At 34.3% G+C, this 13,244-nt stretch carries 9 protein-coding genes; 6 read left to right on the top strand and 3 right to left on the bottom strand.

All coding sequences use genetic code 11. From position 1 onward, the window contains the following. Nucleotides 1–458 precede the first annotated feature (458 nt). Nucleotides 459–1,322: an NAD(P)-dependent oxidoreductase gene (locus tag F6K54_RS27905; protein WP_293084942.1), complete on the top strand. Its 864-nt coding sequence runs from the start codon at nt 459–461 to the stop codon at nt 1,320–1,322. Between the two features lie 471 nt (nt 1,323–1,793). On the opposite strand, the gene F6K54_RS27900 is transcribed toward F6K54_RS27905, so the two are convergent. Further along, nucleotides 1,794–3,683 (bottom strand): hypothetical protein, encoded by a 1,890-nt coding sequence (locus F6K54_RS27900; protein ID WP_293084939.1) that lies wholly within the window; start codon nt 3,681–3,683, stop codon nt 1,794–1,796. Between the two features lie 1,488 nt (nt 3,684–5,171). On the opposite strand from F6K54_RS27900, the gene F6K54_RS27895 reads away from it, so the two are divergent. Together F6K54_RS27895 and F6K54_RS27890 are read left to right on the top strand one after the other, a co-directional pair. After that, entirely contained in the window at nt 5,172–5,930 is a 759-nt protein-coding gene (locus F6K54_RS27895) for a hypothetical protein (RefSeq protein ID WP_293084937.1), read from the top strand. A gap of 476 nt (nt 5,931–6,406) precedes the next feature. Next, entirely contained in the window at nt 6,407–7,297 is an 891-nt protein-coding gene (locus F6K54_RS27890; RefSeq protein WP_366558252.1) for a transposase, read from the top strand. Here the strand turns inward: F6K54_RS27890 and F6K54_RS27885 are convergent. Both F6K54_RS27885 and F6K54_RS27880 read right to left on the bottom strand, forming a co-directional pair. Further along, on the bottom strand, nt 7,257–8,900 hold the full coding sequence (locus tag F6K54_RS27885) for a glycosyltransferase family 39 protein (protein WP_293084935.1): 1,644 nt from the start codon (nt 8,898–8,900) through the stop codon (nt 7,257–7,259). The genes F6K54_RS27890 and F6K54_RS27885 overlap by 41 nt on opposite strands. Nucleotides 8,901–10,270: 1,370 nt before the next feature. After that, on the bottom strand, nt 10,271–11,794 hold the full coding sequence (locus tag F6K54_RS27880) for a DUF6798 domain-containing protein (RefSeq protein ID WP_293084932.1): 1,524 nt from the start codon (nt 11,792–11,794) through the stop codon (nt 10,271–10,273). Between F6K54_RS27880 and F6K54_RS27875 the strand changes: the two genes are divergently transcribed. The 3 genes from F6K54_RS27875 to F6K54_RS27865 all read left to right on the top strand — a co-directional run bounded on the left by F6K54_RS27875 (nt 11,762) and on the right by F6K54_RS27865 (nt 12,937). Beyond that, nucleotides 11,762–12,046, top strand: a complete 285-nt coding sequence (locus F6K54_RS27875) for a hypothetical protein (RefSeq protein ID WP_293084930.1) — start codon at nt 11,762–11,764, stop codon at nt 12,044–12,046. The two genes, F6K54_RS27880 and F6K54_RS27875, sit on opposite strands and share 33 nt — an antisense overlap. 341 nt (nt 12,047–12,387) lie before the next feature. Further along, on the top strand, nt 12,388–12,627 hold the full coding sequence (locus tag F6K54_RS27870) for a hypothetical protein (RefSeq protein WP_293084927.1): 240 nt from the start codon (nt 12,388–12,390) through the stop codon (nt 12,625–12,627). Nucleotides 12,628–12,637: 10 nt separating this feature from the next. After that, nucleotides 12,638–12,937: a hypothetical protein gene (locus F6K54_RS27865; RefSeq protein WP_293084925.1), complete on the top strand. Its 300-nt coding sequence runs from the start codon at nt 12,638–12,640 to the stop codon at nt 12,935–12,937. The last annotated feature ends 307 nt before the right edge of the window (nt 12,938–13,244 follow it).

The raw sequence follows: 13,244 nt of genomic DNA, 5'->3' as shown, positions 1-13,244 counted from the left end.
GCTGCTTCCTTGGCGGTAGTCTGATGCTTCCCTCCACGTCCGCGCACGAGTTTCCGCAATTCGCAGCTCCTCCGGAGGAGGCGTGCCCCCCGGCAACTAATAACAGTTTAGCATATATCCAATTCACTTGCATGCTCAAATAAAAAGTCGCCCTACAAGGGCGAGGCTTTAAACCCAATTTTTCGGTAAAATAATACAGAGTAATATTATTAGACTAATTTACTATAAAAGTAGGTTATTTAGGATTACCTACAAATTGCAAATTACTCATCCACCAACTCAAGGTTTTAGCCTTTCCAGTTCAGACAAATGTTCGTATTATCATAGCATTTTTTTAGCAAATTTAGCACAATTTTTCTAGGAATCATTGCTTTAAATTAGTTTGTTCAATGCTATCATTTTTTGACAAATATCAAAAAATATGGTAATAAAATATTAAATTATAGAGGAAATAACTAATGAAAATTGGGTTTTTAGGAACGGGTTTAATGGGTCTGCCAATGGCTCAAAAACTGTTAGAAGCTAATCATATTGTAACTGCTTATAATCGGACTCAATCAAAATTAGAACCTTTACAAAAAGCAGGGGCTAAAATTACTAATTCTCCGGTAGAAGCTATTCAAAATTCTGAATGTTTAATTTTGATGTTGACTAATACTGAAGCTATTAAAAATGTACTTTTATCTGATAGTTCAAAAGCGGAATTATCGGGTCGAACAGTAATTCAAATGGGAACTATTTCCCCTACTGAAAGTAAAGAAATTAGAGATGAAGTTGTAGCTTGTGGTGGTGAATATTTAGAAGCTCCTGTTTTAGGCAGTATTCCTCAAGTGAAATCTGGTAGTTTAATTGTTATGGTAGGAGCTTCATCAGAACAATATGAAAAATGGTGTGGTTTATTAAAGATATTTAGTCCTGAACCATTACATATTGGCGCGGTAGGTAGTGGTGCTGCAATTAAGTTGGCAATGAATCAATTAATTGGTTCTTTAACAACTGCTTTTGCTTTGAGTTTAGGATTGATAGTTCGGGAAGGGATAGATGTAGATTTGTTTATGCAAATTGTTCGGGATAGCGCTTTATATGCTCCAACATTTGATAAAAAATTACAACGAATGTTAGATAGAAATTATGCAAATCCTAATTTTCCAGCTAAACATTTATTGAAGGATACTAACATATTTATTAATGCAGCAGAATCAGCAGGACTTGATGTGAGTATTCAAGAAGGAGTGCGTAAAGTTTTGGAGAAAACTATTGAATTAGGTTTGTCAGATGTAGATTATTCTGCTTTATTTTCAGCAGTTAATCCAGATAAATAGGGCCGCTACGCGGAAGTCAAAAGTTAAAAGTCAAAATTCAAAAGTCAAAATTCAAAAGTATTGATTGGTAAAGCTTTTAGGTAAGCATTTCCTGCGGAATGCTGCGCAAACAGCTATTAGCAGTCAGCTAGCCTCCTCCGCAGTTCCTCCGATAGGAGGCTGGCTGATGGCTGACGGCTGAATGCTTACGCTTTTAGGATTTTGTAACTGGTTAGTTAGGGCTTGCTGATTAAATATCAAAGTCTTGACAGGTAAAGGTTTTACCCTTTTCAGGTACTAAGGGAGTACCAGCTTTTAGGGGGTAATGGTTCAAAAATCTAAGATTTTCGGCATTTCGAGGTATAGAAAATCAAGGGACGATTCTTCTGACTACTTCTTCTATAATTCCCATTCCTCCTGAATTCTGGATTCTGGATTCTGGATTCTGGATTCTGGATTCTACCCCCTACCAAAAGACTTTTTCAGCAAACCCTATTTAAGACCTAAAATACATTTTGCTTCTAATAAAACTAAGTCTTGAATATCTAAAACTTGACAACTTTTCTGAACATTTAACAAACTGGGAATTACACCATTTTCCATCTGCATCTTAACTGTAGTAGCAGCAGTATTATTTAATTGTCTAAGGCGATGATTTTTCGTCACATATTCTAAAGTAAACGCCTGAGAATCTAACAACCAAAAATCAATTCCGTATTTTTCAATAAAATTTTGTACCTGTTTTAAATCAGGACTATATTGTGCTTGGATTAAATCCTTAGCTCGTTGTTTTATTTCCCGATAATATCCCTGATGATAAGGTAAAGCATATTCTGAACCTACTAATATTGAACGTTGAGCAAAAGTAGGAATATTATTAGCTTCTAATGCTAAAGAAGCAACCCGAATATCTGAAGGTTGTTGGGCTAAATATTCATAAAGTTGAGGTACTTTTCCCACAACATAATTAGTCACAGGAAAGTTGTTAGTTAAAGCTGGATATAAAAGAAGGAGAATTAACACTATATATATAGTTATAGTTTTAATTATTACCGAATAATTAAAGTTTAAAGCCTCTCCATTTATGGAGAAAAAAGCGGTCGGAGGATGGCGAGGAGACTTAGCCATATCCGATCGACTAAGAGAAGAAAAAAAATCCTTTGATCTAATCCTCTTATTTATCAGAAGAGGTAATTCTAAATTCTTAATTCTTAATTCTAAATTCTTGAATACTGGTTTTGTTTTGGAGGACTGGTTGAGTAGACGAAATTTTTGCCAGACAAAATCAATTATCAAAGTGAAGGCTATCCCACCAGCTAAAGCCATGATTATTCTGAGACTATGTTGACTGTAACGACTGGGATGATGTAACCGAAATAGTAAAAAGTGAGCAGCTAAAAATATTCCGGTTGATGCTAATAATAATTCTGGTAAAAGGATGATTTTATGAGTGATTTTTTTGGCTAGGGGAAAATATCTTGAGCTTAAGAAAATAAGCAATAATCCTGCCCAAACTTGAGGAGGTAGGAAAGATTGAGATAACCATTCTGGGGGGATAATGCCTGAGCGATCGCCTGTTAACCAAAAGTCAAAACTATTATTTGAAAAGAAGGAAGCTCTACCCCCAGGCCAGAATTCTGGTAATTTTTGAGCTTCAGCTAATGTAATAATCGGACTATATTCGGAAGTATTTAAAGCATAGGGTAAAAGTACGAAAAAACCTGTGGTTAAACCAATAGCTAAAATGATAAATTTTGGGCGACTACGGAAGTGGAGAAAATCCAAGATTAAGAAAGCAAGACAGAGTAAAACTCCTTGGGGATAAAATAATCCGAGCAGAGCGATCGCCACTGCAATTCCTAACCAAGAATGTCTGATGAAATAGTATAAAAATGCCAAAAATAAAGGATAGAAAAATGCTCTGGGGGTAGCGGAGATTAAGTCATCTTTCAGCCAGAGATTTTGATTCAAAAATAATGTGCTGAGAAACCCGGCAAGTGGCACTGGGAATATTTCTATTTCTACTCTAAAACAATAGGTAGTTGTGATTAATCCTAATATAATCGGCAGAAATTTATTTAATAGTAAAGGTGGAATGCCGATGAGGGAAAATAATTGATAAAAATAGGTATATCCCGTGGGAGCAACAGATTGAAAATAGTCAGCAATAATATCCTTGGGAAAAAGTTCGGGATTGATAAATCTTGTCATCCAAAAAACGTGAGAGCGAGCATCATCCTGCACTATATACTCACGACTAAAAGCAGGAATAATTCCTAAAATTCCACAAATTGCTGCTAAACCCAGACTTAAATAAAACCAAAATCTGACTGGAGTCTGTGGAGTTAAAAACTTATGCAAATTAATTTTTTCATAGTCCATAGATAGTTACAAAAAAAATAGTTATATCGTAAGGATTCAGCCGTCAGCCATCAGCTATCAGCTATTGCTTTTAATTTAGGATAAAAGGCTTTATTAATTGTCTTACTACAAAAGTTGGCTCCTCTACCCTTAAAGTCAGTTGTTAATTTAAACACTGTCCTTAAGAAGAGAGTCTTGTTGCTGATAGCTGACAGCTAATAGCTGAATGCTTACGTGATATCTAATTGTCAAAAATCAAATCAATTATTGCACTATATATATCAATTCGTAAGCATTCAGCCGTCAGCTATCAGCGATCAGCTATCAGCTATGAGTTATTAGCTCATTATCAGCTTAAAAGAGGAATTAATCTCCAAGGAGAATTAAAACTTATAAAAAAAATGCCTTCAGCTAACCTTAGTAATTTCTTGAATATGTTCATGCATCTGTTTGCGCAGCATTCCGTAGGAAATGCTGAATGCTGATAGCTGAATGCTTACATCAATTCTTTCTGCGTAGGGATATTGCATGGAATGTCCCTACTCCCTCTTTTCTGGAGATACCTAAATATATCTCAAATGAATTATATAAGTAAAATTTATGAAATTAATGTATTTATGTAATTACACGGTTTTTACTTATATAGTAAATAACGGGATAGTTAGGATAATGACTGATGATGGTAAGACAGAGAAATGTTTTTCTCCTATAGAGTAGTAGCAATCTTTGTAAAGATTCTATGAAGACAAACACCTCATATCTATGTAAAAGCGCTATAAGTTTTATTTATATAATGGACGTATTTATGTGATTACACGGTTTTACTTCTGTGAATAATTACATAGAAATCAATATTATTTTGCTAATCAATAATTTTGCAGCTCTAAACAATTCAGATATTAAATCTAAAATTCTAGAGAGTCTTGTGTATGAATAATTATGCTGATTTGACAGCTATAACCAAGCAAATATTAAGCACTCTAGCTTTCTTAATATACTATTTCTTACTTAGAGTAAGGCAAGCTTTCAACTAATTGAGTAAGCTTCAATCTTCTCTTCTTCCCTGCCCTAAATAATCATTTAACCTTTCTTGAACAAAAAAATTATTAGCATGATAATCAAAATTTTATTGTTCGATATAACACATTATTAAATATTAAAAAAACTAATATATTTACTCAAATTAAATATATGAAGATTTCGTGAAGATAGTAATTTTTAGTTGAATTAGCTGATGACTTTACTATTATACTTAGAGCTATGATTTGTAATAAGCACTTATACAGAGTTGTTATGAAGTTGTATTTATCTAAGAACTGCTAAAAGCAGTACCTTGATTAAGTTTATTCCGTGCAACTTCGTATTAAATCCGTTACTAATCACTTCTAGTTCAAGCTTGTGCTTAACAACCCATTAAGCACTGAGAACTATAAGCTATAGCTCAAACTAATCAACTTTTCTATTAAATTTGTAAATCTGCAGTCAAAGTTATTTGGGAGGATAATTTCTATGAAGACACATCAAAAATATATTTTTAGCTTATTGACAGCCACAGCTATGTTGGGAGCAGGGAGTGCTCAAGCAGCTCCAATTGTTATCGACGATTTTAGCGTAGATCAGGATGTTGGATTTCTGCCCGCCATACCTATAAATATACCTAGTAGTAGCCAAGTGGGACCAAATGGTTCTATTATTGGTGGGTTTAGGGATATGGAAGCTATGGGAGATGCTGATGATTTTCTGGACACTCGTATCAAAGCAGAAAATGGAACGCTTACTTTTAGCAATAATGTAAGTACTAATGGGTCTGGAATGATAGTTTGGGATGGAGATGACGATCCCACAGTAGTAGATACTACGGGTTTGGGAGGAATAGACCTAACTAATAGTGGTGTTTGGCCTCTAGATCGTATATTGGTAGAAATCATCTCAGCTGACCTTCCTGGTTTAGAGTTGGAATTTACTATCTATGACCTTGCTAACAATGTTTCAACTCTTTCACGTACCTTTGCCAGCTCTATCACAACTCCGACAACTTCAGCTTTCCTCTTTGATGATTTTAGTGGCACGGCAGATTTCACTAATGTTGGCGCAATTAAGTTGGAGATTGATGGCCCGCCAGAAATTGATGCTCGATTCGATCTGATTGAGGTTGGTAAAGGAGTTCGTGGTCGCGTTCCAGAACCTTTAACATCTTTCTGGACTTTTGCAGGAGTATCTGCATTAGCTGGACTATGTAGAAAGAAAAAGTTTTGTGGTAGTAAATAGCTCAAATTCCAACTTTGATGTCGGCAAGGGGTCTCCCGTTATACAAATGTTAACGGGAGGGGAATTGCCGACCAACAAATAAACCGCGTAGCGTCCGCTTATTTCTTGCATTTTGTGCTTTTTTGTGTTACTTAGATTATCTTAGGAGTAGCGGTAATACGCACCTAAGAGAACCATTAAAACAAATAGCGATTATGGGGTTCAATTGCTGAAGTTAAGCGTCAACTCGTGAAAAGGTAAAACTCTTGAGGGAACTTTCTGGAGTACAGAATTGTTGAGTACAAAAAGGTGGTGGGTCTCATCATCTCTGTCTGGTGAGGGTTAAGTGGTTGCACTCCCTGTGTTCGCGCAGCGTTGCGACAGCAAAACAGAAAGCCCTATCCGTGAGGAAGGGATGCCTACATCATAATCTTTGATTTGATGTAGGAGAATGTCACAAAGCACTTGAAAGATTTCCTGAGTTATCAAATACCAATATAGTCAAAAATGCTAACGGTCGTTTTTGTATCAACTTACCAAAAATTGGTTTAGTCCCCTTTGTGTACAATCGTCGAATACCAAAAGGTTTCAAGGTTAAGACGGGTACAGTAATTCGAGAAGTTGATGGATTGTATATCAGTTTCACAATCGAAGACAAAACAGTACCTGTAGAGGTTGTAGAAATTCAACCCACCGAACAAAACTCAAAGGGTATAGACCTGGGATTAATATACTATGCGGTTACGTCTGATGGGGAGTTTATAGAAGTTCCTAAGTTTTTCAGACTCTCGGAACATCGTTTGTCTAAACTTCAGATGAGATTGGCTAAGAAATCCAAGCACTCAAAACCTTGGAAAATACTCAAACGAAAGATAGCGAAACTGCACCAACTAATAGCTAGGCAAAGATTGGACTGGCAATTCAAATTAGCTTATCATTTGTTTAGTGATTGTCAGGTGATATTTTTAGAAGACCTGCAAATAGCTAATTTAGTCCGACGTTGTAAGGCCAAGTTAGGCGATAATGGTCAGTTTTTACCTAACGGCCAATCAGCTAAGTCAGGGTTAAATAAGTCTTTACAGGATGCAGCATTTGGTCAGTTTGTTCAGGTTTGGGAGTATGTAGCCTGGAAACTTGGCAAAAGAATTATCAAAGTAGACCCCAAAGGTACATCTCAACATTGCTGGGAATGTCTGAATAAAGTCTCTAAAAGTTTATCAGAACGCTGGCATTCATGTTCTAAATGTGGACAGGAACTAGACAGAGACTATAACTCAGCACTCCTAATACAAAAAATAGGATTGTTGTCAACACAGGAGGAGGACATCACTTCTGTTAAAACTGCGGTCAGTTTTTATCTGACTGAAGAATCCCGCGCTCTCCCGTAGGGTAGCGTCGGGAGTATGTCAAAATCCAGAGTTCTCCACTATTATGAACTAATTCTAGTGAAGAGTTTTCTTGTGTTTCTAATCCTGAAATTAAACTCCATTCTGGGCGAAATATAAACACATGACTAAAACCATCAGGAATTTCTGGTACATCACCCACTTCAACAAATTGAAATTTAACTTGAGGATTAAGTAAATAACTCAGAGAAGCTAATCTAAGGGAATGATTACTAATTACAAGTGGGTTGTTTGTTTGGTTAATTATTTTTGCTACTTGGGGGTCATAATAACTACTATATTTATGCCACCAAGTGTCTGCTTGGGAACTAATTCCACAAGATATTACTCCTACAGAAATTAGAGTAACTGTTACTATTTGCCAAAATTTATATTTAATTTGGTTACTAAAGTTGGTTAAATTAGTAGCTAAAAGATAAGCAACAGATATTGAAATTCCTAAGTAACTGGGGATGAAATAACGAGGAATAGTTGAACGTTGTCCGCCAGAGATTAAATCGGGAATTATCAAGGTTATGGGAGTGACTAATATTAAGGTTAAGATGAACAGATTTACTGATTTAGGTGCATTCCGACAGATAAAATAAATCGAGTATATTACCAAGACTAAAGTTATCAATAATAGATACGGCCAAATTGTATTTAGACTTAATAAAGCATCATTATCAAAAACAATATTTTTGACATCAAATAATCTTTCTGAAGAGCCAATCTGAATATCTAGAAAAGTAAAACCTATATTAATAAACCATCTTTTCAACAAGGTTAATAAAGGTGCTGTTCGAGATACCCATTTTGTGCCATCGAAATGCTCAATTATTGCTATTAGCCATGGTAAAAAAATTATAAATCCAGAAACAGATGCTAGGAGATAAGATTTTAATTTTTTGGTTAATTTTAGTTTTTCGATTAAAAGTATATATAATCCATAACCCAAGGCTACTAATATAGAAAAAAGATGAGTATATAAGGCAAAGATTAAACTTACTGTGTAAATTTGCCAGTTACGCTTAGTGGAAATTTTCATTGCCCGAACTAAGGCAATACTTGATAATAAAATCGCTACTGTAAATAAACTATAAACCCGTGCTTCTTGAGCATATAATACTGAAATTGGAGAAACTGCCGTCAGAGCGATCGCTATTTCTCCAACTAATGGTTGATTAAACAATTCTCGGCATAACAAATAAATACAAGGAAATACTAATAAGCTAGTCAAAGCTGAGAAACTTCTGGTTACTGCTACAGAATGACCAAATAATTTTACCCACCATCTAAGTAGTACAAAATAAATCGGCAAATGTTCGGGGTTTTCTGTTGCTAAAGAGTTGATAGTATTAATGACATTTTTCTTAGGGTTAGTGCCTTGATACTGCTGGAAAAATTCCCCATTAATTATGCCAGCTTCATCGGTTATATCTTCTAATTCGTCTCTAGTATAACCAGCAATTCTTAAGGATGTAATTGTTTCATCGTACCAGTAAACTTTGCGGTCAATATTGATGAATCTGAAACATATTCCTAAGATTAAGGTAATGGCAATAAATATTTTTAGCCAAGTAAAATAAGGTTTTTTATAGAACATTAAATAAGGTTTTAGGTGGTAGGTTTTAGGTGGTAGGTTTTAGGTTCAATTTTATGGGGAATTTAAACCTCATCAATTGTAAGCATTCAGCTAGCTCGCTGTCAGCTATCAGCTCTCATGAAAGGGTTTAAATGAATATAGACTGTTTTAGCCGACTTTGGTAGTAAGTGTAAATTCTGCCTCAATTACTAAAGCTTTTATCTAAAACTAAAAGGTATCCGCTCAATAAATGGGGGCGGACTACCAGTTTAGGAACGATTTTACGTCATTTGAGGCAAGTCAATTACATATTTACCCCGGATTATTGAGCGGTTACACTAAAAGCAATAGCTGAACGCTGAAGTGCTGACGGCTGAATGCTTACCATCAATTTTAGAGACTTTCAACAAAGTTTGATCTGCAATAGTGTTCTTGAAAATTTGTTTTTTCATAACTCAAACTTCAAATTAAACACGCAATATAAGTTTGGTTGCGATGATTTTTGATAATTTATTAATTATGCTTTATTTAGGGCTTGCTGATTAAATCTAAAAGCATTGACATATAAATACTTTAGCTTTTTTGGGTCTGAAATACCTTGGTTTTCAGCTCTTCACGCTCAAAAAGTTAGTATTTTAGGTGCATAGTTGAGCAGAAAAATCGTTCTTACCGAAGAATTAATAATTCAATAATTCAATAATTCAATAATTCAGGTTTAAAGCCTCCCCTTTCAAAGGGAAAAAAAGAAATTTTTTCCTTTTATTCAATCCTCTTCCTTTTAGGGAGAGGTAATTATCAATTATCAATTATCAATTATCAATTATTGAAAATTCTTACTCCTACCTCTTCGCTCATTCCTATTTCTCCTGTATCCTGTCTTCCCCTCCTGGGAGGGGCGAGGGGTGGGTTGTCTCCTGTCTCCTACCCCAGCAAAAAGACTTTCCATACGCAAAGCCTATTTATTCTATTTTTTGTCTTGAAATACAGCAAATTATATCAGGCTTGAGGTACGTCTATAGCGGACAAGATGCCCGCACTGGGAAATTTTTTTCGTTAATGTCTGTATTTCATATACTTGGAATATGCTGTAATTATTTTTTTTGCTTTCCCTAGATTAATTAGAGATTTTTCAGCATTTTTTGTTATATCATGTCCGGATAATTAGTGATAAAAAACTTTCTCCTTCAACTCCAGTTATTCTTTTTTCCTTCTTCTTTCTTCCTTCCTGACTCCTGGCTCCTGACTCCTAACTCCTAAGTCGTTATTTATTTATAACTGTTCAACCGGACATGATATTAGTAATTTTTTTGAACTTGATCAAACAGAGACTATTTTGTCAATGGTAACTGTTTATATCAAAGAATAAGAGAAGCCAATTTTTTCAACAGTAGCTATTTTTCAATAATTTTATACATCTTATATAAATTATCTATGTAAGTTCTTTCTACTCCTGAACATTGAAGAGAATCATCATTTTCAATAATTATATGAGTTATCTGATATTTATCAATTAAATTTTCCAAAGCCTGACATTTAGCTATGGCAGAATTATCATAAAATTGTTGTGCCATTAATAATCTATTGTGCCATTCAATAACTTCTGTATCTTTGTAGGGATGAGATTTAAGATTAATTAAAATTGGCGCACCTGTAGCAATTCTAAAATCAACGAATTTCCCAGAAGCGTAAGGAACTAAATATATATCTCCCGTCTGTTTATTTTCTTTGATATATTCCATAATAATTGGCGTATCTTTTTGATTAATAGTTAGCTTTTCTAGTTGTATTCCCACTCCTGACAATATGAAAAGATATATTCCTACTAAACTGCCAATTTCAAGTGGTTTTTTGTATTTCATAATTTGAGGATAATATCTATCAAAAATAACCGCCACAATATAGGCACTTATCATACAAGTAGAAATCGGAACTAAAAAAGCGGAGACTCGCCAAGGAGTAAGAAACGCTAAAGTATTACTGACAGAAATTATTTGAATTATTGTCAGAATAGTTGCTGTGGCAAAGGGAAAAAATAAGATAAAAAATAATCTAGTTTTGCGCAGGAGATAGAGAGCGATCGCTACTACTAATATTTGAATTGGGGCGGCAGGTTCAGTTAACCAAATATCGGGGAAGGAATGATGGGGAATTCGATTTACAAGTAAGCTTTCAGAAATTTGAAAAAGCTCTGGAGATGTGGGTCTAAAAGTAATAGTCATATAACTGACTACTGGTAATACGAATATAAATGAAATGACACCTATTAATAATGATTTTTTGAGATTATTTTCATTTTTATAAGTGAGAATCAGATAAGCTAAAGTTAGTAAAGCTGCACTGGGAAGATATGTGGGATGAAAGGTTGCAGCTATTCCTAAAACTAAGACTGCTAAAAAAGGTTTTTTTCTGAGAAAGACATAGATAGAAAAGATAATTAAGACTCCAAATGTACAGGGTTGAAAATAGTCACCGAGAATATATTGTTCGGCTAAACCATAGTGGAGATGTACATGAGTTTTAAAGTCAAATATTCTGATTTTTAGACAGTGGATAATCAGGAGGAGGAGAAAATAAATTAGTAGTTTTAGTCGGGAAGTATTAATTTTAAAAATTACTGAGGCAATGCCAAGCATACTATAAACATAGATGCCAAAAATTAGGATGTAATAAAAGTAGAAAAAGCTTTCGTGGAAGTAAGTATAAGTAACTTGAACTAAAAAAGTAAAAGCAGGTAGAGGATCGAGTGTATTAGCTAGCCAATCTTGGTTTAAATAACCAGAACCAGCTTTAGCTAATCCTTGCAAAAATTTAGTATGTTGATTTGAGGTATATAAAGAGTCTTGAGTATAAGAAATTCCGAAAATTAAACCTAATATAAAAATTTGAGCTATGGGATTGAGGATTTTATTTTTCAATGTCTTGAAGAAGGAAAAAGAAAGGAGGAAGAAGGAAGAAGGAAAAAATGGATGGGGATACTAAAAAGTTACCACTCCATTGGATTAACCCCAACCAATTATAGACACTATGTAGACGCTAGGATATTAAATCCATATAGAGTCCATATAGAAAAAGATAATACTAGAAAATTTACCGAAAAATTGTCGTCTAAAGCCTTTCCTTTTAAGGGGATAAAAAAAGAGAATATTCCTTATTACTCAAAAACCTAGAACTATATACCTCATCAAGCAATAAATTTTTGTATGATTTGAAAGAAGTCTACTAAATATTTACTTACGATCAGCAATGTCAAAAAAAAAATAATATTCTTAAAAAGATTTCTGAAGCTATAAGTAGGGTTTGCTGAAAAAGTCTTATGGGCGAGGATAGGAGACAGGATACAGGAGACAGGAGACAGGACAAATAGGAATGAGCGAGGAGGTAGGGGTAAGAATTGTAAGAATGATTTTTCTGCTCAACTATGCACCTAAAATACTAACTTTTTGAGTGTTTTAAACTGAAACAGATGTACTTTTTTAGAGCCTAAAAATGCTAAAACCAATATCAGTCAATGCGCGTGATATTTAATCAGCAAGCCCTAAGTATTATTGTACTCTTTGTAGTAGGAATTAGTTTTATATTTGGTGCCGAATTAATAATCCTAAAATGTAATCGCCTGGAATTAAAACAAAAAATTGCTTGTGAAGTTACTCATTTTTGCTTGCGTGGAAAACGTATTACTGTAATTCCAGCGGGAATGCTTCAAGGTGTTAAAAAAGAGCGAATAAGTCATAAAAAAAAGCGGATATAGAGTATTTCTTTTGACTGAGTACGATGAAATTTCAATACAAGATGCTTTTTCTGCTCCGAGTGAATTAGTAGCTAGTCAAAAAGTAGACCAGATTAATAATTTTCTGAATAACCCAGAACAAATGTCGCTGAAAATGCTACAGTATCCTCATTTCTTGATAGGTATCATAGGAATTATTTTTGTTAGTTCATCTATATTATTATTGGTACTTATATTGTCGGCATCTAGAGAGAATAAATCTAACATCCGGAGAATTCAAAGAGAACTTTCCTATCCTTATCATGAGGATGAAAAATCAGATATAAATTAGCTAGAAGCGAGGTAAGCATTCAGCTATTAGCCTGATTTTTCTAGCTTAATTAAATATTGCTTTTAGTGAGTGATAAAAGTAATATCTGATAGCTGATAGCTGATGGCTGAATGCTTACAAAGCGAGTTTAAATTTAATAAAAGAATGACAAAACTTTAATTTCGATAACGATAAATTAAATAGGGTTTGCTGATTAAATATCGCGCTTATTGACTGATATTGGTTTGAGCAATTTTAGATCTGGAAAAAGTGCGAGGTTTTCGGTGGTAATGGTTCAAAAATTCAGGATTTTGGTCAAGAGTAGGGC

Source organism: Okeania sp. SIO3B5, assembly GCF_010692555.1.
Classification (GTDB): domain Bacteria; phylum Cyanobacteriota; class Cyanobacteriia; order Cyanobacteriales; family Microcoleaceae; genus Okeania.
This window is presented reverse-complemented; position numbering and strand designations above follow the sequence as displayed.

Coding starts and splice junctions, on each gene's coding strand:
- F6K54_RS27905 (WP_293084942.1), top strand. CDS start 459: ATGAAAATTGGGTTTTTAGGAACGGGTTTAATGGGTCTGCCAATGGCT.
- F6K54_RS27900 (WP_293084939.1), bottom strand. CDS start 3,683: ATGGACTATGAAAAAATTAATTTGCATAAGTTTTTAACTCCACAGACT.
- F6K54_RS27885 (WP_293084935.1), bottom strand. CDS start 8,900: ATGTTCTATAAAAAACCTTATTTTACTTGGCTAAAAATATTTATTGCC.
- F6K54_RS27870 (WP_293084927.1), top strand. CDS start 12,388: ATGCGCGTGATATTTAATCAGCAAGCCCTAAGTATTATTGTACTCTTT.
- F6K54_RS27895 (WP_293084937.1), top strand. CDS start 5,172: ATGAAGACACATCAAAAATATATTTTTAGCTTATTGACAGCCACAGCT.